At 32.7% G+C, this 24,045-nt stretch carries 23 protein-coding genes and 3 tRNA genes; 10 read left to right on the forward strand and 16 right to left on the reverse strand.

Annotated elements, in window-relative coordinates; all coding sequences use genetic code 11:
* Positions 1–295 precede the first annotated feature (295 nt).
* The 4 genes from AAHM86_RS01315 to zapE are packed head-to-tail and all read right to left on the reverse strand — an operon-like array spanning position 296 to position 4,124.
* A complete protein-coding gene (locus AAHM86_RS01315; RefSeq protein ID WP_342268340.1) occupies positions 296–2,341 on the reverse strand; it encodes a 3-hydroxyacyl-CoA dehydrogenase/enoyl-CoA hydratase family protein in 2,046 nt (681 codons plus the stop codon).
* A 13-nt stretch (positions 2,342–2,354) separates the two neighbouring features.
* Complete coding sequence (locus tag AAHM86_RS01320) at positions 2,355–2,480, reverse strand: 3-hydroxyacyl-CoA dehydrogenase NAD-binding domain-containing protein (RefSeq protein WP_342268009.1); 126 nt, start codon at positions 2,478–2,480, stop codon at positions 2,355–2,357.
* 5 nt (positions 2,481–2,485) lie between these two features.
* Positions 2,486–3,103, reverse strand: coding sequence for a dTMP kinase (tmk, locus tag AAHM86_RS01325; protein ID WP_341747428.1), 618 nt, complete (start codon positions 3,101–3,103; stop codon positions 2,486–2,488).
* Positions 3,093–4,124 (reverse strand): cell division protein ZapE, encoded by a 1,032-nt coding sequence (gene zapE / locus AAHM86_RS01330; protein ID WP_342268010.1) that lies wholly within the window; start codon positions 4,122–4,124, stop codon positions 3,093–3,095. Before zapE ends, tmk begins: the two co-directional genes overlap by 11 nt.
* Before the next feature lie 529 nt (positions 4,125–4,653).
* Here zapE and AAHM86_RS01335 point away from each other — a divergent pair.
* Positions 4,654–5,295, forward strand: a complete 642-nt coding sequence (locus tag AAHM86_RS01335) for an HD domain-containing protein (RefSeq protein ID WP_342268011.1) — start codon at positions 4,654–4,656, stop codon at positions 5,293–5,295.
* Here the strand turns inward: AAHM86_RS01335 and AAHM86_RS01340 are convergent.
* Positions 5,282–6,616: an MFS transporter gene (locus AAHM86_RS01340; RefSeq protein ID WP_342268012.1), complete on the reverse strand. Its 1,335-nt coding sequence runs from the start codon at positions 6,614–6,616 to the stop codon at positions 5,282–5,284. The two genes, AAHM86_RS01335 and AAHM86_RS01340, sit on opposite strands and share 14 nt — an antisense overlap.
* Before the next feature lie 1,237 nt (positions 6,617–7,853).
* Here AAHM86_RS01340 and AAHM86_RS01350 point away from each other — a divergent pair.
* The 5 genes from AAHM86_RS01350 to yidD all read left to right on the forward strand — a co-directional run bounded on the left by AAHM86_RS01350 (position 7,854) and on the right by yidD (position 11,216).
* Positions 7,854–8,147 carry a transposase gene (locus tag AAHM86_RS01350; RefSeq protein ID WP_342268341.1) on the forward strand — a complete coding sequence of 98 codons (294 nt, stop codon included), beginning with the start codon at positions 7,854–7,856 and terminating at the stop codon, positions 8,145–8,147.
* A 177-nt stretch (positions 8,148–8,324) separates the two neighbouring features.
* A tRNA-Leu gene (locus AAHM86_RS01355) sits at positions 8,325–8,409 on the forward strand.
* 292 nt (positions 8,410–8,701) lie between these two features.
* Positions 8,702–10,072: a magnesium transporter gene (gene mgtE / locus AAHM86_RS01360; RefSeq protein ID WP_342268013.1), complete on the forward strand. Its 1,371-nt coding sequence runs from the start codon at positions 8,702–8,704 to the stop codon at positions 10,070–10,072.
* A 469-nt stretch (positions 10,073–10,541) separates the two neighbouring features.
* A complete protein-coding gene (locus AAHM86_RS01365; RefSeq protein ID WP_341752074.1) occupies positions 10,542–10,847 on the forward strand; it encodes an HU family DNA-binding protein in 306 nt (101 codons plus the stop codon).
* Positions 10,848–10,976: 129 nt separating this feature from the next.
* Complete coding sequence (yidD, locus tag AAHM86_RS01370) at positions 10,977–11,216, forward strand: membrane protein insertion efficiency factor YidD (protein WP_342268342.1); 240 nt, start codon at positions 10,977–10,979, stop codon at positions 11,214–11,216.
* 194 nt (positions 11,217–11,410) lie between these two features.
* Here the strand turns inward: yidD and blaOXA are convergent, their stop codons facing one another.
* The 8 genes from blaOXA to AAHM86_RS01410 form a co-directional block, all read right to left on the reverse strand.
* Positions 11,411–12,199 carry a class D beta-lactamase gene (gene blaOXA, locus AAHM86_RS01375; protein WP_342268014.1) on the reverse strand — a complete coding sequence of 263 codons (789 nt, stop codon included), beginning with the start codon at positions 12,197–12,199 and terminating at the stop codon, positions 11,411–11,413.
* 8 nt (positions 12,200–12,207) lie between these two features.
* Positions 12,208–12,912 (reverse strand): cyclase family protein, encoded by a 705-nt coding sequence (locus AAHM86_RS01380; protein WP_342268015.1) that lies wholly within the window; start codon positions 12,910–12,912, stop codon positions 12,208–12,210.
* Positions 12,913–12,931: 19 nt separating this feature from the next.
* Entirely contained in the window at positions 12,932–14,827 is a 1,896-nt protein-coding gene (gene nuoL, locus AAHM86_RS01385) for an NADH-quinone oxidoreductase subunit L (RefSeq protein ID WP_410521568.1), read from the reverse strand.
* A gap of 35 nt (positions 14,828–14,862) precedes the next feature.
* The gene (nuoK, locus tag AAHM86_RS01390; RefSeq protein WP_342268017.1) at positions 14,863–15,177 is read right to left on the reverse strand and encodes an NADH-quinone oxidoreductase subunit NuoK; all 315 of its coding nucleotides are present in this window, start codon (positions 15,175–15,177) and stop codon (positions 14,863–14,865) included.
* Positions 15,170–15,784: an NADH-quinone oxidoreductase subunit J gene (locus AAHM86_RS01395; protein WP_342268018.1), complete on the reverse strand. Its 615-nt coding sequence runs from the start codon at positions 15,782–15,784 to the stop codon at positions 15,170–15,172. The genes nuoK and AAHM86_RS01395 overlap by 8 nt, the downstream gene beginning before the upstream one ends.
* Positions 15,785–15,786: 2 nt before the next feature.
* Entirely contained in the window at positions 15,787–16,266 is a 480-nt protein-coding gene (gene nuoI, locus AAHM86_RS01400) for an NADH-quinone oxidoreductase subunit NuoI (protein ID WP_341754835.1), read from the reverse strand.
* Positions 16,267–16,455: 189 nt separating this feature from the next.
* Positions 16,456–17,172, reverse strand: a complete 717-nt coding sequence (locus AAHM86_RS01405; protein WP_341747414.1) for a phosphoribosylaminoimidazolesuccinocarboxamide synthase — start codon at positions 17,170–17,172, stop codon at positions 16,456–16,458.
* Between the two features lie 59 nt (positions 17,173–17,231).
* Positions 17,232–17,873, reverse strand: coding sequence for an exopolysaccharide biosynthesis protein (locus AAHM86_RS01410; protein WP_342268019.1), 642 nt, complete (start codon positions 17,871–17,873; stop codon positions 17,232–17,234).
* Positions 17,874–18,201: 328 nt separating this feature from the next.
* Here AAHM86_RS01410 and AAHM86_RS01415 point away from each other — a divergent pair.
* Positions 18,202–18,965 (forward strand): IS5 family transposase gene (locus AAHM86_RS01415; RefSeq protein WP_342268343.1). Its coding sequence is split into 2 segments (ribosomal slippage): positions 18,202–18,559 and positions 18,559–18,965, totalling 765 coding nucleotides; the frame shifts between segments, so codons are not numbered across the junction.
* A 109-nt stretch (positions 18,966–19,074) separates the two neighbouring features.
* A complete protein-coding gene (locus AAHM86_RS01420) occupies positions 19,075–20,382 on the forward strand; it encodes a nitrate/sulfonate/bicarbonate ABC transporter ATP-binding protein (RefSeq protein WP_342268020.1) in 1,308 nt (435 codons plus the stop codon).
* A gap of 415 nt (positions 20,383–20,797) precedes the next feature.
* Here AAHM86_RS01420 and AAHM86_RS01425 read toward each other — a convergent pair.
* A tRNA-Thr gene (locus AAHM86_RS01425) sits at positions 20,798–20,873 on the reverse strand.
* A gap of 297 nt (positions 20,874–21,170) precedes the next feature.
* Between AAHM86_RS01425 and AAHM86_RS01430 the strand changes: the two genes are divergently transcribed.
* Positions 21,171–21,374 carry a hypothetical protein gene (locus AAHM86_RS01430; RefSeq protein WP_342268021.1) on the forward strand — a complete coding sequence of 68 codons (204 nt, stop codon included), beginning with the start codon at positions 21,171–21,173 and terminating at the stop codon, positions 21,372–21,374.
* Positions 21,375–21,599: 225 nt separating this feature from the next.
* On the opposite strand, the gene tolB is transcribed toward AAHM86_RS01430, so the two are convergent.
* Positions 21,600–22,928: a Tol-Pal system beta propeller repeat protein TolB gene (gene tolB / locus AAHM86_RS01440; RefSeq protein WP_410521558.1), complete on the reverse strand. Its 1,329-nt coding sequence runs from the start codon at positions 22,926–22,928 to the stop codon at positions 21,600–21,602.
* Between the two features lie 104 nt (positions 22,929–23,032).
* Positions 23,033–23,109 (reverse strand) — tRNA-Val (locus AAHM86_RS01445).
* 278 nt (positions 23,110–23,387) lie between these two features.
* Between AAHM86_RS01445 and cmk the strand changes: the two genes are divergently transcribed.
* Positions 23,388–24,038 (forward strand): (d)CMP kinase, encoded by a 651-nt coding sequence (cmk, locus tag AAHM86_RS01450; RefSeq protein WP_341755056.1) that lies wholly within the window; start codon positions 23,388–23,390, stop codon positions 24,036–24,038.
* The last annotated feature ends 7 nt before the right edge of the window (positions 24,039–24,045 follow it).

The raw sequence follows: 24,045 nt of genomic DNA on the forward strand, positions 1-24,045 counted from the left end.
TTGCTAGGTGCTGTGAACCTAGTTTGCCGCCATAGTACCATACATTTTTATTTCACTACTGTTAAGGGGTCTTCCGAGCGTCATTGCGAGAAGGCACTGAAAGCGGCGACGCGGCAATACAGGATACGCGAAGCGTTACTCTAAAAAAACAGCTTCGCTGTTTACTTGGATCGCCACGGCATCTAAAGAGCCTTGCTATGACGATTATAGAAAAATGTAGGGTACTATGCACCTTCTAGCAGAGATAATTTTTGGAATTCATTGGAAGATATAGTATTGTATAGTAAACTTTGTTCTAAAAACCAAAAATCTTTCTAGGGTTTTTGGCAAGTTCTAAAAACATCTCTCGTTCAAATTGCAATAATTTTTGCTCATCAATTTGTTGCATGGAAATGATATCTTGAAACTTTGACAATAGCCATCCTTGAAAATTATCATACTCAACTATACTCTTCTGCTTTGAAAAATTGGTTTCTGCAAATTCTTCAGCTAAAGTAACTTTAGATAAAATAACTTGCTTGCTTACTTTCTTTATTTTTTTTGGCAAATCCAAGGCAAAAGCCTCTTGCAGTATTAAATGTTTATTCATATTTACTTGCACGTTAGTAATATCATAATCAGCTATAAAATAATCAGCAGAACTTGATTTATTTGGTAATAGGATATTTCTTAAATTTTTTACCAACTTACTTTTATCGCTACTTGCACGATAAAACATTTCCTTAATGCCTCCCCAACTTGGAACTAAGCCAACCGATACCTCAACAAGACCAGCATTTAATTCCTGATTAGCTACAATAAAATCAGAATGTAACAATACTTCACAGCCCCCACCTAACGCAGCACCTAAAGCACAGCTAACAATATTAATATGCGAGTATTTTAACCTTATCATGGTTTTCTGACCAAGTTTTAAGAAATCTTCTAATTTAGCAAAATCTTGATTTTTTATACAGGAAGCAATGAATTTTAAGTCAGCACCAGCTGAAAAATTATTGGTTAATGGCATAATATATAGTGTTTGCTTCTCATTTTCTGTAATATCAACAGATTCTAACAAAAGTTTAAAAACATTTTCATTGAGGCAATTCATTTTAGTGTTAATAGTAAAAACTAACCTATTTTTATACAGAACTAGTTGAGCCGAATCATTCTTCAATAAAATCTTACTTTCTTCTAATCTGACTCTAGTCAAATGAAATTGACTCAGTTCAATAGTTTCATAGGAACTATTAGCGATATATTCCGGTAATGTTAAATTCATTAGCATTGCTTGTTTTTTAAGCCACTCAAATCCTCCTCCTATGTGATTAATTAACAACTCAAAAGGACCAATTTTCCAACTATAACCAAGCCTCATAGCTGTATCTATATCGTAAATATTATCATTAACCGATGGAATTAAAGATGTTATATATAAGTAAAACTTCACTAGTATCTCATGAAAAAATTTACCATAGCTAGAGTTGCTATTTAACAACTGATCAATAGAATTATACTCAATCTTTGGCTCTTCAAATGCCGCATAAGTTAAAGTTGTAAAATCTATGACTTCTTTAGTTTTTATGCCATTTATCTTTGATATACGGTAAAAACCTCCTAAAGCTTTACGACCAATCAAGTTATTCTCTATCATCTTATCAAGGATAGAAGATGCTAAGTAAACTTGGTGATAATCATCATTATTCGGTAGGGAATTAACTAGTGATGTAGAAATTAATCTCATTACGTCGTGACCTATCAAATTATATAAGCCAAAGATTCCTGTACTTGGTAATTTAAATAAATCAGTAAAAATTTTATCGATAATTACTGAACTTAAATTTTCATCTATGCTACTACGAACAATCAGCTCAAGTAGATAACAACCAACTCGATTTGCTATAAAACCTGGAGTATCGTGACATTTAATAATAGTTCTCCCTAAATCTCGTGTTAGAAAATCTGATATCCTCTCTATAACCCCTGAGCTAACCTCTGAATCCACGACAAGTTCAAGTAATTCCATATATCTTGGAGGATTAAAAAAATGACTAATGACAAATCTAGACCTGATGGTAGATTTTATAGAATCAGGCATTTGCTCTTTTAATTTCCTTAAAGGTAAGGTTGAAGTATTAGAAGCTAAAATAGCATCTTCTTTTAGGTAGGGTAGAATTTTCTCATATAGAAGATGTTTTATTGCAATTTTTTCAATAATAACTTCAATGATCAAATCACATTCTGTAATCAGCTTTAGATCATCTTCTAAATTACCAATGGTAATAAACGCTAATTTACTTGGATGCGATAAAGGAGCTGGTTGTTGTTTCTCTATATTTTCTAGAGCCTTTGTAAGGATTGCATTCCTGTCATTAGGGTCGTTTGCTTACTACATCTAGTAAAACAACTTGGTGAGAGGAATTAGCTATCAAGGAAGCTATTGCTAGCCCCATTACTCCAGAACCAATAACACATATTTTCTCTATTTTATTTTCCATCTTATTCACCAAACCTTTGTAACGAGCATCGCAACTATTATATCATGAATTTCTTGTACACTAAGAGTTGAGGCATTTATTTTTACTATTCTATTTGGAAATTTAGCTGATATATATTGAAATCCGTCATAGACTTTTTGATGAAATTCAATATTTTTGCTTTCAAATTTGTTATTATTCCCTCGTACTAATGCCCTTGGTAAAGCAATATTTGGATCTATATCAATAAAAAATGTAATATCAGGCATCACATCAGATATTAAAGACTTATGAAGATCATAAACTAAATCAATCCCTATATCTTGCCCTTGATAACAAGCAGTAGAATCTACAAACCTATCACAAATAACTGATATCCCACAATCTAGTTTAGGAATAATCCTTTTATGAACATGTTCATAACGTGCTGCCATGATTTGCAGCAATTCTGACATAGGTAGCAAATCTTGATTAACTAAAATGTCACGCATCTTCTCCGCAGAAATAGTCCCCCCTACTTCACGTGTTAAATCTGCTGAAATATTTTGTGATAGTAAATACTGGTATAACATATTACTTTGGGTGGATTTACCGCACCCTTCTCCACCCTCAAACGTAATAAATTTACCCTTTTTAATTGACATAGCTATCACTATTCATCTCATATAACCTTGAAATAGTTCTGTTAAATTCACCTTTGCGAAAACCATTCTGATATATTTTTATAGGTTCATCTTGCAATGTCATGAATAATACAACCTTATAAAAATAAGCATTATCAACAAAATTAATAAACCTAACCGCTAAGTCTGTGTTATCAGAACTTATTATATGAATATTTTCTACTATTATGATAGAAAATTTTTGGCAAATATTTACATAATCAACATAACCTAATTCTCTTACAAATAGCTCTTCAAAATCTGTTACTAATACTTTTTCACTAGCCATTTTAAAAGATATTTTACGTCCAAAAACTAGAATATCCTTAGACACTAATCGGTTATTACTATTTAACTTGCTAATAATATTCTGTATCTCAAGCTTATTATCTTCATTAATTGGGTATATTATACGTCTATTAGTCGTGTGTATAATTTTATCTAATCTATAATCATGATCACTATCCAAATGCATAACTTCAAACTTTTGATAAATCTCTTTAATTATTGGCAAAAAAGAATTTCTTTGTAAACCATCTTTATACAAATCTTTTGGCTCTATATTACTAGTAATGAAGATAAACACCTTATATCTTATGAGTTCAAGGAGCAGCGCCCCTATTATCATAGCATCAGTTATGTCTTTAATTTCAAACTCATCTATGCATATTACTTCCGCCTGCTTTGCATAATTTGCAGCAATTCTTTTGATAATATTATTTTTAGATTGTGATTTATCTTGCAACTGATAAATATCTTTATGTACCGATTGCATAAAGTTTTGGTAATGTACCATTAATTTCTTAATTTGCAATATTTGGAAAAAATGTTGCATTAATACAGTTTTACCATTACCTACATTACCATATAAATATATAGCTTTTTTTGCTAATAAACTGCTATTAAAGAATCTAAAAAACGACTTATCTTCAATTTGTTTAGCAAACTCTTTAATTCTGCTGAGCAAAAGCAACTGCTTTTCGTCAAATTTTAATTCAGGCAATATATTACATTCTCATTTTAGATTTAGTATAACCTGAGTTCGATATAAGAATAATTATTCCCCCTGCAAAAGTGATGTCATTCCTAACTAAAAGCAGGAATCCATGATACTTAATAGCCTTTCAGGCTATTTTTAGTCCCCGCCGTAGCAACACCGAGACTATTAAACTAATCTTCTATATCGAACTCAGGTGTATAGGTAAAATTAGAAAATAAACTAAAAATACTCTGAAATAAATAATAAATATATAACAATTTACACCAAGGCAACCTCATTAAAATATTACTCTAGTTTTTTCTAGCAAGAGTTCTATAACAATATAAATTTTACTGGTACTTTTTTGTCTAGTCATTTACAGTTTACATAACGATTTATAGGATATGTGAATATAAAGGAAGTAGCTGTCTATTTATACAACAACAAAATGCAAAAATATTCATCTTTTGTAAAAATAGATAAAAAATCTTTAGTAATAATTTATATTTTAGTTTAACCTATAAATTGAATATAAAAATATTTAGGGTTTTTTATGGAAGAAGAAAAGATTAATTATTGGAATAACTCAAAGTATGCACCTTGTCAATATGCTACTAGGTTACTGGACAAATTACGTAAGATGAATGAGGAAGTAAATCGACCAATAGATATTAACGAAGTCAAAAAAGCAATATATTACGCCAAGAAATATCATGGTAGCCAAATGCGGCAGTCAGGCGAGCCTTATTACTCTCACCCAATAGAGGTAGCATATATGATTTCTGATTATCTTTACCGCACTGACATTATTGTTACCAGCATATTGCATGACACCATTGAGGATACAAAACTTACCAAAAAGATGATTGCCTATATCTTTGGAGAGCAGGTTGCTAGTCAAGTAGAAGACTTAAGCAGGAACAAGCCTCACGGAAAGATTAGCTCGGCGGAAACATTAGATATATTACTTCAACAAGAAAAATATGATGTGGCATTGATTAAATTATTTGATCGAACTCATAATATACAAACTCTAGAAACTAAATCACCGGAGAAAGCAAAAAAAATTATAATAGAAACCCTTAGTAGGTTTATGAGCCTTAGTATGTATTTTAATACACCAACAATTGAACAAAATTTTGCAGAATTATGTTCTAAAGTAATACATAATTATTATAAAACTAATAACTATTAGTTACAGTTATATTCTCCAACTTTGCAAAGTAAAATATCCCAAATCCATAACTTATTACTATAGGCAACATAATACATAGTATTCCTATCTGCCCCATATATTTTGTACAATATATAAAACCAAAAGATGTAACAATAGAAATTGTGGCATGTGCTAAGGCGTATACAATACTACTATAAGTAAAGCGTTTAAAAATAGGGAAATATTTATAAAAAATTGCACTAGCTGGAGCTGAGTCAGGTGCAAATAACACGATCAATAGTTGTATTATAAATAAATGTATAGGAGTGCTGACCCTATAAAGAAAATAAGGGCAAAATATTATAAAAGTAGAGAAAATTACCCACCTGACTTTAATAATCTTTAAAGGGTATATTCTATAACTTAAATACGCTAATAATAGCGTAGTGAATAGCTGTATTATCGAAATAAGAAAGTTATGATAAATAATATCTTCAATGCCATAACCAAAAGAATTCCTGAGTATATTACCACAATAAAAATACACAAAGTATGTTGGTACTGGACCAGCACATTGAATTAAAAAATAATAGAATACTGTTTTTTTCTGCACTTTTTCTTTTAAAATCGGATCACCTTTTAATATTTTTCTATCAATAAAGTGGTTATCAAAAAATGTTTTTAATCGCAATTTTGCATTAGCAAATTCTTGTGCTTCTCTTAAGTTAGTTCTAGCAACTGTACCTATAGTGGCAATTATCATCCCAAACCAAAAAAGATAGCGCCAATTAAATCCATAGTTAGTAATCAAAAAACCAAAACTTAATGCAACCATTGACCCCAAGGAGGCACAAACCGTAATCAACGTTACAACTGGATATTGTATTGGTGGTTTTGTTATTTCCATTAAATATAACTCTGCTCCCACCCTCTCACCTAAGGAAGATATACCTTGTACTGCACGACATATACTAATAATCCACGAAGCCGTAATTCCAATTTGTTCATAAGTTGGTAAGGTAGCCATAACAAAACACGAGGCTGCCATCATAAAGGTTGTAACAATGATAGTTATTTTTCGACCAATAGTGTCTCCTATCCATCCAAACAGCAATGCTCCAAATGGTCTAAAAACAAAAGTGATACTATATGCAATTGCAGTAAAAAAAGAGGCAGAATCTGGATCATTTTTGGGAAAAAACAGACTATTGAGTAAAACAGCCATATGTACATAAAGCATTAGGTCAAAATACTCTAAGAACGTGCCAATTGAGAGTAATCCAATAGCTTCTTTTTGTTGTTTAGTTAGATTGGTTTGAGTATATATAACTCTACCATCTGCTTGTACAAATTTGCTCATAGTTGTTTAAATCTTACTTATATATTATCTAGAATTATAATTATATATAACTGTTTTAAAAACCCCACATGTCAATTTGACATATGGGGCTATAATTTTAGGGTTTGATGCTACATAATTTCATAACACATATGGAGTTTCCAGCTAGTACGGTATCTGCTTCCGAGTCAGACGTATCAGGACAAGTTTCGTACGAAGCATTATGCTGGGAAGAAGATGCTCCCTGATATGAGTGAAATTGTTGACAATGCTATTCTAATTGTCTATCAGCCCAACTTGAAGCAGACACAGAAATTTCTTCATCCTTGTTAGGATATTTTGTGGTGATTGCCTTAATAGCATTAACCCATTGCCCTACCTCTGAAGAAACATCAGTATAGACTCGTGTAGCATCCTTCTTAAATATTCCTAAACTGCACTCTTAAACAGATCGAGACTTACCTTGTCTTCTTCTTTCCCGTTACCTTTATCCCCATCATCAAAATCATCAACCATTTTATATTTTGCCATGCTATTAGGTTGATTTATGTTGCCATATTTTAATTAGAATCAATTCTAAAATAATAGTCAACTTATTTTAATAAAAAAATTAATTATTTTTCATAATATAAACAATATTCTACTCGTATGCGATACAACTTTGATAATCAACATCTCTTTGATCTCAGGCTATATTTTTACCAAATATCTCTTTTCTCCCTTCTAATTCTAATTTGTTTATGAACCGTGATATTGTTACAACCAAGATTTTTTCAATTTTCGATATTATAATTTTCTTGCTATCGTTCAACCAAATCTTCAATACTTATAAACACTATAATAAATATAAGGTTAATAAATGATAGGATATCAGCAGGAATAAAGAAGCCTAAAGAATAAATCTCCTACATTAATTAAACCGAGCTCATACAATAAAAAAGCCATGATAAATATAACATGATCCGTTATATTAGTAGTAGGAATAATGAGGCTCTATATGGCAACAACTTAATATTGGTGTGGAGTTAAAAAAACTTTAAATATCTATCTACCAGATACCAACAAGGCTTTTGAAGTTACCAATAGACCTCTTTCGAAACTCGCTTGTGCTGAGGGATTTGAAAAGGAGACGCGGAACGCAGAACCGCAGCGTACTCTAATGTACGTGAGTATCCGAGTACCGCATCGACGTGCAAATCACCAGCAGAAGTAGAGTTTCGAAAGAGGTCTAATATGTGAAGCACCGGAGCTTGGCAATATTACTTTTAGGCAGTTAACATCTTTAGTAGATCTTGCTCCTTTTGCTAGAGAAAGCGGTAGTTATAAAGGTAGAAGAAGTATTTTTGCAGGTAGAGGTAATCTTCGAAGAGTTCTTTATATGGCTGCAGTAGCTGCCTTACGATGTAATAAGCGTTTACGTAATTTTTATGACCACTTAATTGCTAAACATAAACCAGCAGAAATTGCTCTTGTTGCTGTTATGCGTAAATTACTAGCTTTTATGCACTCTATTGTAAAAAATAATTCTTCTTGCAATGAAAATTTATGTTAAGTTATTATTTTCTTATTGACTTCCATTACGAATGCTCGTGTATTTTCAAATCCAATTCGTAGGATCATTCGAGTATATATATTGATATTAGTAGAATAATTTGTTATATATACTATTTGGATTAACCAAAATTATTTAGGCTACAGGAATAATTTTATTAAAAACTTATTATTAATTGCGGTCGTGGCGAAATTGGTAGACGCACAGCTTTGAGGGGGCTGTTCTTAACAGAGTGGAAGTTCAAGTCTTCTCGACCGCACCAGTTTTCTATATACTCTCAACTTAGTTGTCTTATAAAACCTAACATGTTAGAATACAAGTGACTCATCCTTCTTGGCTATTGAGGGTACTTTTAGAAAATTCAGTATATATACTCAAATCATTTGAGTATACTCGGTGAACTTCAAGAATTAAGGTCGTCGTATATAAAAATCGAAGCTGCTCCGTTACTCATGTATGCTCTGCTGCTCGACTTTGCTACCTGCCTAGCTCTTCTTGAAGTTGACCTTCGTACTAACTCTTGAAATCATAGCAGTATACTCAAACGAGGAGTTATGCAAAATCAATTAAAAAATATGTTGTCGGTTCATCAAAACCAATTTGACGAAACATTTGAGCACATTAATAATCTTCTGAATAATGATGAATTTGGCAAAGCAATAGAGATTATGAGTAATTTTCACTATGCAGATCTTGCAGATGTTTTAGATAATATAAATCAGAAAACATATAAAATAATTCTTCCTTTGTTACAGGATACACTAAAGCCTGAAACTTTAGTACAGCTTAGCGTGAACAGTAAACCACTTATAATGCAAATTTTAGGTGTACAGAAAAGTGTACAGCTAATTAATCAACTTGCTATAGAAGATGCTGTTGAAGTTATCGAGGATCTTGATGATCTAACAAAAGAAATGATCTTAAATAATCTCAAAGCAGAAAAAAGACAGCAAATTATAGAAGGCTGTACTTACCCAGAAGATACTGTTGGTAGGGTAATCGAAAGAAATTTTGTGTCATTTCAAGAAGATTGGACAGTAGCCACGGCTATAGATTTTATTAGACACAAACATATAGCACAAGATTTTCATGCTGCTATTGTACTCGACAGTAAATACCGACCTATAGGTAGTATACTTCTAAGCACTTTACTGAAGCATAAAGGGGATAAGTTAGTAAAAGATATTATGAATCCTGAATTTAAAATTACCGATGTATTCACTAATTTAAGTGAGTTAAGTTTTATTTTTAAACAATATGCTCTAACAATTGTACCAGTGGTGAATAAAAGCGGCAAGTTAATAGGTACCGTTTCAATAGATAGTATGCTTTACATCATTGAACAACAAACCGAAAAAGATATAATGTCACTCGGTGGCGTTCATACTCAAGATACATTTTACAATCTATTTTATACTGTGAGACACAGATTTCCTTGGTTATTTGTCAATTTAATTACTGCTTGTATGACATCGATAATTATTAACCAGTTTAGTATTACAATCTCAAAACTTATAACACTAGCAGCTATTATGCCTATTGTTGCTTCTATGGGAGGAAATGCCGGCACACAAGCCATGACAGTGACAGTTAGAGCACTTGCCAACAAAGATATTCACCATAATAACGTGCTGAGAGTGATTCTTAAAGAAATAGCTGTATGCGGATTTAACGGCTCTATATTGGCCTTAGTTGGGGCACTATTAAGCTTAGCAATGCTTTCTGATCCAAATCTTAGCTTGATTTTCTCCATAGCCGTTATCCTAACGTTTCTCATAGCTGGTCTTTTTGGCTCAGTAATACCAATTACTCTACATTATTTAAATATTGATCCCGCCACTGGCTCAGGTGTATTCTTAACCACCATAACTGATTCATTTGCATTTTTTACCTTTCTTACTTTAGCTTATACCTTTTTGGTGTAAACTTGCCTTGAGATTATCGAGTTTAAAGTGCTACAAGAAGTATTGAAGTATTAGTTACTCACACCTCACGCATAACCCCTATGGCAATTTAAAAATTGCAGAAAAGTACAAGACACCATTGCGAGACCACGTAGTGGTCGTGGCAATCCACATTTATTGGATTGCCGCGTCGCCGCTCTTCGCAATGACATTTATGCATTTTTAAAAACAAACTTTTCTATCATTAGTTGTGACTTTTAAACTGCCCTGCTTGAATGCTTATATGATGATGCTTGACAGCCAGTAATAACAAATAGAGATATGTGTTAATAATATCAAAAAGAAACGTAAAGTGAAAATATTTTATAATATAGATAACTTTAATAGCTAATAATTATTGATTTACAACATCTATATCTATATCTTTACCTGATAGACAAGCTATCATTAGCTGAATTAAATTAAACTAACTCACTTAAAGGAAAAATTTATGCACAAAGGTGAATTCATTGATTATATAGCAAACCAACAAAATTGTACTAAAGTTGAAGCTGAAAAGATTATAAATACATTTACCAATGCAGTTACTTCTATTCTTGCTGAAGGTAAAGACGTAATACTGATTGGCTTTGGTAAGTTTTACTCTAGTAAAGTAGCAGCTAGAGCTGGCAAAAATCCTAGAACTGGTCAGCCTCTTAAAATTGAAGCTTACGTTCAACCTAAGTTCTCTGCTGGTGAAAAACTAAAATCTGCCTGCAATGGACGTAAAGACTCAAAACCAAAAACTGCAAAGTAAGTAATATACTCAAATGATTTGAAGAATTGGATTTGAAAATGAATGGTGAGCATGCAAACCCATGATATTTTTAAAAAACAATTCTTTAAATTATTTGATTATACTCTTTTTGAGCTAACCATGATCAAAATGAAACATCGCTTTAATTTGTTACTCATACTTATTAGATTTTATCAATTCTTTATTTCCCCCCTACTTGGTGATAATTGTCGTTTTAATCCATCATGTTCAGAATATGCTAGATCAGCAATAATAATGCATAGTAATATTAAAGGATTATGGTTATTTATTAAGAGAATAATTAGGTGTAATCCTTTCTGTCAAGGTGGATATGATCCTGTGCCTAATACTACCCAACCTAAAAATTAATTGGAAGAGTATACTCGAATGCTTTAAAGAATTGTTTTTTGAAAATATCAGGAACTCGCGTACTCATATACTAAATGTACACCTAGTTCGCTTGCTCCTCATTTTCAACTCCAATTTGTAGGATCATTCGAGTATATAGAGCTACTCATAAAAACAAAATCTTCACGAAGCCTAATTTTTCAAATCATTTTTGCTCAGTCTTTAATCAAATGTAGTAATTTTTCTTTTGCTTCTGCTTTAGCACGTAGGCTTGCATAAGTGTCTTGCTTACTGTCATCTATAATATGGTTTACAAATACAATAGTCCTATTATCTCTTTGAATCCAACCAACAAACCATCCTTGCTGGAGGTCTAACTTCTTAGTTCTATTTTTATTAAGCTGAGAACCGTTGCCTGTTTTCCCATAAAGTTTCCAACCACTTGGTAGTTCCTCCACAAAGAGTATATTTTTTGTCATTTCATGAGATTTAAGACTTATTGGTAATTTGTTATCAATAAGATTCTGTAAGAACACGACTTGCTCTTCAGGTGAAATTTCCAACGAACTGGATAGCCATGAATTCGTTAATCCATTGTTTTTACCTTTATCACCTGAAACATTTTGATTCCCATAGTTAAATTTTATAACATAGTCTTTGAATTTACTCATCCCAAGCTTTTGCGTCAAAACTTGAGAATACCAAACACAACTATTTTGTATCCATGTTGTTGGATTGTGGGGCTGTTTCCACCTGTCAAGCCAATCTACATAACCTTCTTTAAATGATAACTCAGGATGAGTTTCATCAACTAACAATCCTTCTTCATATCCCATCAAACTAATGGCAATTTTGAACGTTGAGCAAGGTGCATAGCGTGATGCACAATCACCTTCTTGTTTGATAATTTTATCATTTTCTTTAGCCAAAAAGCATTTGGTATCTGCCAGTGAGGATGTGTTAAACAATAACCCAATGCTTAAATATAAAATAAGTTTTTTCATTATACCTTCTAAAAATTTAAGTTTGTTTCTTCTTTTATTAAACCAATAAGCCTTATCGGAGCTTCTGTTGCCCCTCTTACCTTAATTGGCAGAGCTAAGATACAGCTTCCTGTTATAGGTAGATTTGCCAAATTAGCAACATTTTCAACAATATATTTGCCATTGCCCAAAAACAATTTATGAACAGGAAATCCATCTACTGGCCTGTCTGGTGACAAAGTGTCAATACCAAGTCCGCACACACCTCGTTTTGTCAGTATCTCCGCTGCTTCAATTGATATAGAAGGAAAAATGTGATTATTGCTATACTTTCCCGGATCACCCCAAAACTTTTCCCATCCTGTTTTGATCATCACAAAACTTCCCTCATTGATCATTCCGTATTGTTCTTCAAAATGTTCAATGTCCGTTAGGCTTAGACTATAACGCTCATGACAAAAGCTTGATACATCAATAACAACACAAGGAGCAACCAGCTGCAATAATGGTATTTGGTCAATGGTAGTACTACCTGGAATACAGTGTGCTGGTGCATCCATATGTGTACCAATCCCGGCATGCATTTTGAACTGCTGCACGCGAAATTCTTCATTTTGTAGACAGTCAGAATAATCCAATTTAATCTCAATATTAAACCCACAGCCTCCACTCCATGAAGGAATTTGTTCATCAAGAGTGTGTGTGAGATCAATAATTTTGTATGGAAAAATCATGGCTATCCCTCCTTCAAACTTACCAAAAAGAATCAGTTCGCAATATTCCTATTATAAAGAAAGTAATATAAACAACTATACATAAAACTATATATAAAGTGTAATTAAATACGTAACCTGTCTGCGATCTACTCACCAAAAAACCAAAGTAATTTACCGTTTTGGCAAAGCTATTTGGACCAAATCTATCTATCACTCTTTGATCTATCAAATTGCATAACTTACTTAAGTTAGTTACTAATCTTACTATCACAAAGTCATAAACCTCATCAAAATAATATTTATGTACCAACAGCTTTTCTATAAATCCTATTTTTATTTTTTCTTTGATTCTTCTATAAAAATAAATCCCCAAAACAATACCTATTAGTCCCGAAACCATTGGTAATAATTTTATATAAAGAGGAGGATGAATTGCTAGTATTTGGTAAATATGAATGTTAAATATACTATCAAGGAAATAACCATTTGGTTTGTCAAAAAACAATATATAATAACCTATCATTCCTGCAAGAAAACTACCTGCCACTAAAAGACTAAGTGGTCCATTCATGATATGGGGTGATTCATGGACATGATTGATGTCAATAGTTAGTCTAGTTTTTCCATGAAATACTAATAAGATAATTTTCATAGAATAAATGGCAGTCAGGACTGCAGCAAGAATTCCAAGAATAAACACGATAGTACCGATACCACCGCTACTATATGCTAGCTCTAAAATAGCATCTTTTGAATAAAATCCTGCTAAAGGATAAATACCTATGAGTGCCAGTGATCCAATTAAAAAATTACAATAAGTAATTGGCATCTTATCTTTCAAACCACCAATCTTAAAAATATTTTGCTCATGACAAGCGTGAATTACACTACCAGCTGATAAAAATAATAAAGCTTTAAAAAATGCATGGGTGACTAAATGAAAAATACCAGCATTATAAGCTGACACACCACAAGCAAGAAACATATAACCAAGTTGGCTACAAGTAGAATAGGCAATAATTTTTTTTATATCATATTGAACTATGGCAATAGTTGCGGCAAATATACATGTAATACCACCAATAATGGCAATAAAGTGCAATACCCCTATACTATATTCAAATAAATAAGAACATCTAGCTACTAAAAAGACCCCGGCTGTTACCATAGTTGCAGCGTGAATAAGTGCCGAGACAGGCGTTGGTCCTTCCATAGCATCTGGTAGCCATATATGCAAGCCAATTTGAGCCGACTTGCCCATGCATCCCAAGAATAATAGTAAACATACCACGTCAATTACTGTTGCTTTAAAACCCAATATACTCAATTGCATCTTAGATAATGACTCTGCTTTATCAAATACACTAGCAAAATCAACTACACCAAAATAAACAATAATGGTAATAATCCCAAGTATAAAAGCAAAATCTCCTACCCTATTTACTATAAAGGCTTTAATTGCTGCTTTATTCGCTAATTCTTTTTGATACCAAAAGCCAATTAATAAGTACGAACATAGACCAACACCTTCCCAACCAAAAAATAATTGTACAAAATTATCTGCTGATACCAAAGCTAGCATAAAGAAAGTGAATAATGATAGAAATGATAGAAATTTAGGCAATCCATCATCATCCCCCATATAGCCAAGAGAATAAATATGTACTACAGCTGAAATCCAAGTAACCACTATGAACATAATAGCAGTCAGCTGATCAAGATAAATTGCCCAATTTATGTTTATCTCACCAACCACTAGCCATTTTGCTAAAATTAGATGAATAACGACTTTGTGTACTGCTACATTATAAAATATCAAGCTAGCTAATATTGCCGATAAACTTATTGCAATAGTGGCAATAAAAGCTGCTTGCTTCTTGCTAAAACACTGACAAAACAAACCATTGATAATACCAGAGATTAAAGGTAACATTACTGTAAGTGTTGCTGCCGAAGCTATCATATCAATTAGCCCTTCATCTGATTTATATCACCCACTTCTATTGAGCCTTTATTTCTAAAATAAACTAGTAATATTGCAAGTCCTATTGTGGTTTCAGCAGCTGCTATTGTTAAAATTATTATACTAAAAATTTGTCCAGACATCTCATGTGTATAAGTAGAGAATGCCACAAAATTGATGTTTACAGCCAGCAGCATTAATTCAATTGACATAAGAATTGTTATGACATTCTTACGATGCATAAACAAACCAACCATCCCTATACTAAAAATGAGGACCGATAAAGTTAAATAATGTTCCAAAGTAATAGTACTAATCATATTTGAGTCCTTCTATTCCCTTATTTAAATGTGGTTTGACCATTAATATGGAGTTATCTTTATTTTTAGCATACTGCTTAGCAATATCCTGTCTTTTAACTTCGCTGCGATGTCGAATAGTTAAGGTAATACAAGATATCATTGCCACAAATAGAATAATACCCGAAACTTGAAAAGGTAAGATATAATCGGTATATAGTATTTCCCCAATAGCATGAGTATTAGTTACACCTGATGTTATCTCAAATTGGTTATTATCTAAAATTATATCTTTAGTCCCTAAGCAAATTATCAGGACAAGATCAGCAAACATAATGAGTGCTACAGCAATACTAATAAGCAAGTTTCTTTTGAATTGCACAATAACATCGGTAAAACGAATATTCAACATCATTATAACAAACAAAAATAATACTGCTACTGCCCCAACATATATAACAATCAATATCATTGCTAAAAATTCTGCCCCTAGCAAAACCATTAGCCCCGAACCGTTACAGAAAGTAAAGATCAACCATAAGACAGAATAAACAGGGTTTTTACTGATGACTACCAAACAACTACTTATAACAATTAACCCCGCAAATAAATAAAAAAATATCTCCATAATTATCTATATTTATAATCATCATGTAGCTTAATTGCTAGTTCTTGTTCCCACATATCACCATTTTTCAGCAATTTTTCTTTGTCATAAAGCAATTCTTCATGGGTAATAGTAGCAAATTCAAAATTAGGACCTTCCACTATAGCATCAACTGGACACGCCTCCTGACATAAACCACAATAAATGCATTTAGTCATATCAATATCGTACCTAGTGGTACGCCTACTACCATCTTCTCTTTCTTCTGCTTCAATAATAATAGCTTGAGCCGGACAAATTGCTTCACAAAGCTTACAAGCAATACAACGTTCCTCACCATTAGCGTAACGCCTTAATGCATGCTCACCTTTAAATCTTGGGCTTATCCTTCCCTTCTCATAGGGATAATTTATAGTTACTTTAGGTTTGAAGAAATACTTCAAAGTTAGACTAAGCCCTGAGATTATTTCAAATAAAAAAAAAGACTTCAGGTAACTAATTATTTTCATTTTATTATACACCAAAAATTTGTAGCACTAAGCATGTTTACAATTTATTTTTTCTTCCTAGAGAAGGTTTTAGGTATACTATATACACTCTTCTGCTCCTACAAATTGTTTTTTGAAAATATTATGGATTTGCATGCTCACCATTCATTTTCAAATCCAATTCTTCAAAGCATTTGAGTGTACTTAAAAAGTTCTATCTTTTAATAAATCAGCTATTGCCTGATAAGATTTCAGAGCTTTTTCTGGATCACTGGCAATCATTTCTGCTCCAAGTTTCTCATTATTATTCATATTCCATAAACGACAATTATCCGGGCTAATTTCATCAGCCAACATTACCATAAATTCCTCACCATTAAACACTCTGCCAAATTCTAGTTTGCATTCAACAAGCCTTATACCAATACCTGTAAATAATCCACTTAAAAAATCGTATGTTCTTATGGCTTTATGTTTTACTTCATCAATTTCTTGTTTACTTAACCAACCAAAATTTAGTATTTGGTGTTCATTAATTATAGGATGCTTTAACTCACTACTTCTAACTCTAAAATCGATAATTGGATGATCAAATACGTATCCTTCTTCCATAGAGAATTCTTTTACAAACCTACCGCAAGCTACTGTAGAAACTAATATTTGAACGGGGAAAATATCTACAGATTGTATTAATTGCTCACGCATGTTAATTTTTTCAATTAGGTGGTTATCTATTCCTACCATATCAAGTCTGCTCATTATGAAGGACGAAATATTATTATTCAGCACCCCTTTGCCCGAAATATCAAAAATCTCTCCGTTTTCCAAAGTAATTTTGTCAGTAAACGCCATAATAAAAGCAAAATCTTCTTGTGACTGATAAAGAGCTTTACTTGATCCTTGATATAACTTTTGTTTCATTTGAAAAAGATTCTATAGTAGCGGCTTTCACCTTTTGTACAAATTTAATATTTATTATATCAGAAGAATAGATTAAATAAATATTTAATACTAATCCAGCTAGCAGAGATTGCTATAAAAGCTATAATAAGTCCAACTATAGAGGTAATAAATCCAAGAACTATAGTTAATCCATCTCGGTTTAAAAGACCTAATGCCATTATTGTAATGCCCAGTGCAGGTACAGCGTTAGTTAGAGGTAAAGGTATTGATATAGCAATAGAGCAAATCAGCGATATTAAACCAATAAATTGTTCACAATATATAGAGGCTGCGAAACTAAATCTTGGTCGTATATATTTTTCTATAAATTTAATCTTTGGTACAATCTTGTCACTTATATTAATAATTATATCATTGCTAATTTGATAGTTATTAATTTTGGATGGTAAAGAAACTTGTCTAAAGCCAAGCAACATCTGCATAGATAGAATCATCAAAGGAATACCTACTATAGTAGTAAAACCTGGAGGATACGGCAGCGGAATTGCAACTGGTATTGCAAAAAAAAGTATCGTTAATAGAAGACCATTTTCATGAAAATCAACTAATAACTCACTAATTCTAGTCTTTTCTTTTTTTTCTTTTTGTCCTAATTTATAAAAAACACTAGATACTGTAGTTCTATCTAGTTGTTTATCTTTTGATGCAATGTTAAACATTTTTACTTAATTTTCTTGTAAATTATACTATATTTTAGATTATTAGAAAATAATTAATAATCAAAGAAATTAATTCCATCAATAATTTTCTTACGTTAGGTTATCTCAAAACTATGATTTTATAGTAATTGAGAAATGCACTACGGAATGTAGCACAATTGTAATGGATTTAGCAAAGAATATTTACTTTATTATCATTAGTTAACTTCAGTTTTGGATTAAAATTAAAAATTTTAATCCAAAACTGGCTAGGGCATATCGTCACGAGATTATAGTTGAATAATTTGTGAAGTTGGTTATACTAATTATAGTAATAGGGATAATAGTTATGGGGCTAGCACATAGAAGACATGATATAAATGATGAACTTTGGAATAAGATACAAAGGCATTTGCCTGGCAGGGAAGGTTGTTGGGGAGGGGTTGCAAAAGATAATAGAACCTTTGTAAATGCAGTAATGTGGATATTTAGGACAGGAGCTCCTTGGAGAGATTTGCCACCTGATTATGGGAATTGGAAGAATGTACACAGAAGATTCTATAGATGGCGCGATAATGGAGTATGGGAGCATGTACTAAATATTTTTATAAATGCTCCTGATTTCGAATGGTTAATGATAGATTCAACATTTGTAAAAGTTCATAAAGCAGGACTTGGGGCAAAAGGCGGGAATCAAACGATTAGCCGTACAAAAGGGGGCTCAATACAAAGATACATATGGCCGTGGATGCGCATGGTATGCCGGTCAGAATTATTGTTACAGAAGGTTCCAGAAACGATTGTACTCAAGCTTGTGAATTAACCCAAAATATAGAGGCAGAGTACCTTATAGCAGATAAAGCTTATGACACAAATAGCATCGTAGAATTTGCTGAGCAAGCAAATATAATTCCTGTAATACCATCAAAAAGAAACAGAAAGATTCAAAGAGAGATAGATAAGGATTTATATAAGTTAAGGCACATTATTGAAAATACATTTCAAAAATTTAAAGAATGGCGTGGTATAGCAACAAGATATGCTAAAAATACAAAATTATACATGGCAGGTCTTTGTCTAAGGGGATTACTAATGTGGGCTAAAATCTCGTGACGATATACCCTAGAATATTCAGAAAAATGCATTCTTGAAGCGGCTGACGAGAGTGCATTTAACTTTTTTTATTATTCAAGTTGACCATTTTACAAAAAGAGTAAGACCTATGAATAATAATTTACTTGAATTAATATCAATTACACAAAGTTTTACAAAAGATGATCATAGTACGCAAAAGATACTAGATAATGTTACTCTAAAACTAAAACCTAATGAGATAGTTGCGATACTGGGAAAATCTGGATCTGGAAAATCAACATTACTAAGAATTATCGCAGGTTTTACAAAACCAGTTAAAGGTAAAGTAATACTAAATAAAAAACCTGCTTTTCGTGATCGTTGTGATATTAGTATGATTTTCCAAACATTTGCACTTTTTCCATGGTTGACTGTTTTTGAGAATGTTGAGCTAGGTTTAAAAAGTTTCAATATTTCTGAGTATGAAAGTCGCAAACGTGCATTAGAGGCCATAGATATGATAGGACTTGATGGTTTTGAGTCAGCATACCCAAAAGAATTATCAGGTGGCATGAAGCAACGAGTAGGTTTTGCTAGAGCATTAGTTCTCAGACCAGAAATTTTACTTATGGATGAAGCTTTTTCCGCTCTTGATGTTCTAACTGCTAATACCTTAAAGAATGATTTTCTTGATCTGTGGAGTAGTGGAAAAACTCAAATGCAGTCGGTGGTATTGGTAACTCATTCGATTGAAGAAGCAGTAACTATGGCTGACAAAGTGTTAATACTTTCATCTAATCCTGGGCGTATTGTATCAGAATTAGCAATTACCCTCCCTCGTTTACGTGATGTTCAAAGTATAGAATTTCGTACTATGGTAGATAAAATTTATGCTCTCATGGTATCAGCCTATGAAAAACCACCTTTGCCTGTTAGTAATAAACAGAAAGCTATTGTTGGCAACATCGATCAAAAAATTCATTTGTCGGTAAATGAACTGATCGGTAGCATTGAGGCACTTTCTGCATCGCCATACAAAGGTTCTGCAAATTTATCAGAATTATCTAAGATTTTTCACATTAACAATATGGGGGAAATTTTACATATTGTTGGAGCTTTGCAAATATTAAATTTTGCTAATGTTACTTCTGAGAGTATAAAATTAAATAAACATGGCAAGCTTTTTTTCACAAGTAGTTTAGAAGATAGAAAAAAAATGCTTGCTCAGCATTTACTTGACAATATTCCCCTTGCATCCTACATTTGTGAAATTTTACATCAACGTTTAGATCATAAAGCACCTCTTTCGCGTTTTAAGACACAGCTTGAGGATACATTATCTAGTGAAGATGCCACTATAACTTTAAAGTCTATAATAGGTTTAGGAAGATATGCAGAAATCTTCTCCTATGATGATAATAAAAAGATTTTTAGCTTAGATAATCCAACAGCTTGAAAGTCGAATTGTATATATCGTATAAGGTGATGTTATTGTATTACAATAGATATCTTCGGCAAACTCTACTTCTGTCGGTAATTTCATAGTACCCTACATTTTTTATGTAACCACTATTAAGAAGGGCTCTGACCGTCATTGCGAGGAGACGATGAAATCGCCGACGTGACAATCTAGGATACGCGAAGCGTTACTCTAAAAAAACAGCTTCGCTGTTTACCTGGATCGCCACGGCATCTAAAGATGCCTCGCGATGACGATTATAGAAAAATGTAAGGTACTATGAGGTAATTTGTACGTGATACCGGCTACTGCTGCTCCTCACGTACATCATCGTTCGCTGCGGGTCGAGATATTCCGTGGCTTCTTTAAATTCCTCAGCATAAGCGAGTTTGCCAAAAAGATATAATATTTATGGTGCCGATAGAGGGAATTGAACCCCCGACCTACGCGTTACGAATGCGTCGCTCTGCCAGCTGAGCTATACCGGCAATAGGTTAGCCCTAGGTTCTTATAATACCATTTCCGAAAACTAATCATCATATCGTCGTACTTCATGATCTCCGCTCCTCACGTACTAGTTGTCCACACTACTGGACAAAAGAGATGGCGTGATTGCAAGAGCTAGTAAATAGAGTATTTTAGATTGAACACAAAAAAATCTGTGGTACTCTATGTTACTAGCCGAATTACTATATAATCATTTTGAGATGAAAGATACAAGACTAAATACGTTCAAGGGCATAATAAAATCATTAATGTTGTGTCGAGGAAGCAAATATAAAAATATGGCAGAAGAAATAGAAGGAGATAAATTATTAGATTCAAAAATAAAAGCGGTATATAGATTTCTTCAAGAAGACAATATCAATATTGATGATTATTATAAGTTTATGAAAAATTATATTCCTCAGGGGAAAGTGGTTTTATCAATAGATAGAACCACTTGGGAATTAGGACAGGAGCAATTGGAGAGCAAGAGCAACCGATAAAAATAGACCTCTTTCGAAACTCGCTTGTGCTGAGGGATTTGAAGGAGACGCTTCACCTCGAACCGCAGCGTACTCTAATGTACGTGAGGATTCGAGTACCGCATCGACGTACAAATCACCAGCAGAAGTAGAGTTTCGAAAGAAGTCTATTAAGTTATTATTTTCTTATTGACTTCCATTACGGATGCTGAGGTTATAATATGTTTTTAAGATATAAGAATCTAGTCAATTTAACATTCTTGACCACTCAGGATCAGAAGCATCTTGAGGTGTGAGAATCTCTCTTTCATTATAACCAGTCAAATCAATGGAATATATACGATTTTTACCTGCTGTTTTGTTTCTAGGAGGCCAGCCTTTAGCAAACATAATTATCCTACCATTGGGTGACCAGCATGGACTTTCAACTAGATATCCACTAGTTATAATTCTTTCAGTATTCTCATCACCATAAGCAAGGGCTTTCATGACCCCAATTGTAAAACCTTCACCTTGAGATATTTTTGTAAACGCTATGTAATCTCCTCTAGGCGACCAACTTGGTGCAGCATAAACTCCTCCACCAAAACTTATACGTTCAATATTTGAACCATCAGAATTCATAATATATAATTGTCTTGTTCCACTTCGATCAGAATTAAAAACTATTTTACTGCCATCAGGTGAATAGCTAGGAGAGGTATTAATACCAACACCATGGGTCAACTGCTTAGTCGCCATATTATTCAGATCAATTTCAAAAATATGCGTAGCTCCCTTTCTTGCTATCGACATTATAGCTTTGTTTCCTTGGGGTGAGAATCTTGGAGCAAAGGACATACCAGGAAAATTACCAACCAATCTTTCCTTACCTGTTTTAAGATCACGAACATAAACATGTGGTTTCTGCTTGTGAACATAGGATAGATACATGATTTTATCTGCTTGTGGTGAAAATCTTGGAGTAAGAACCAAATTTTTACCATCTGACAGATATTTATGATTAGCACCATCATGATCCATCATAGCTATTTTCTTTACTCGTTTTAGATAAGGTCCACTCTCTGACACATATACTATTTTTGTATCAAAATAACCTAAATCTCCAGTAATTTTCTCATAAATTTTATCAGCTATTTTATGTGCTACTCTACGCCATAAATGTGTTGGTATTTCAAAAACCTCACCTATAAGATCTTTTTCTAAGCTTGCATCCCATAATATAAAACTAACCTTTAGCTTACCAGAAGAGAGCTTTATAACTTCACCATTAATCAGAAGATTAGCATTAATGTGTCGCCAAGCAGCAAAAAGAGGCTTATGTTTTATCCCCACAATTTGTTCTATAAAAGAAGCAGTAGAAATTGGGTGGAACATGCCGGAAATCTTTAGATCATTAGATATTACACTAATTATATCAGCACCAATTACACTATTCGCACTATCATCTGCATCAAATTTATTAATGGCTATCGGTATTGGATCAACATGTCCTCGCTCTATAACTATAGTTTCTATGGCATAACTATTGAAGTTAGCAACTAACAACAGTATAACACAAAAATACCTGACCACTAATACCACCTATATCTTTTTTTAACAATATTTAACATCAATTTGTATTTAGGTCCTGTCGCCAAAAATAACCTAAATACAAATTGATGTTAATAATAAAAGTTTGGTGGGCGATAGTGGGTTCGAACCACCGACCTTTACGATGTCAACGTAATGCTCTAACCAACTGAGCTAACCGCCCTTGCTTTTCTGATTTAATTTTATACTTAAAACAACAAAGTATACTCTTCTGCTTTAAAGAATTGCTTTTTCAAATACTTGCAGAGTCTACCGCGTACTCACGTAGCAAATGTACGCCTAGTCCGGTTACCCCTTGTTTGTTGTCCCAATTCTTCAAATCATTTGAAATATATATTAAGTTTTCATAGTAACATCTCTAATCTATAATAGCTTCAATTTCAAGTTTTATTTGCATTATTTTAAATATTCAGCTAGAATTCGGCATAAAATTATAAGTAAATGACCTTAAAATCTCAAGCTTTTAATATTAGCAATAATTTTGTAGTGGCACTGGATGGTCCAGCAGCATCGGGTAAGAGTACAATTGGTCAAATGTTAGCACAAAAACTTAAGCTTACTTACTTTCAATCAAGTATTGTATATAGAAGCCTTGCTATTTCTTGTATAAACCAAAAAATTGATCTTACTGACATAAATGGAATAATTGAATTATCCAAATCTACGGAATATGTACAAAATTCAGAACTTGATAGTGAGATTGTAGGTAATGTAGCATCAAAAATTGCTATTATACCGGAAGTAAGAAATAACCTAGGAAAATATCTAGGAAAATTAATAAAAACAACTCCTAGAATTATAATGGAAGGTAGAGATATTGGAACAGTAGTGACCCCAAATGCTGACTTAAAGATTTTTATCAGAGCAGATATTGTTATTAGAGCAAAGAGAAGATATAAAGAGTTGCAAGAAAAAGGAGGAGAATATATATTTGATACAGTTTTGGAACAACTAAAAATAAGAGACAAACGGGATATAGAGCGTGATATTGCTCCAACTCTTCCCCCACAAGGAGCTTTAGAAATTGATACTTCTTATCTATCACCAAAAGAAGTGATTGATAAGATCATGGAGTTTATTTCAGTTAGGTAACATCAAC

This window comes from Candidatus Tisiphia endosymbiont of Empis tessellata (genome assembly GCF_964031035.1).
In the GTDB taxonomy this organism is placed as follows: domain Bacteria; phylum Pseudomonadota; class Alphaproteobacteria; order Rickettsiales; family Rickettsiaceae; genus Tisiphia.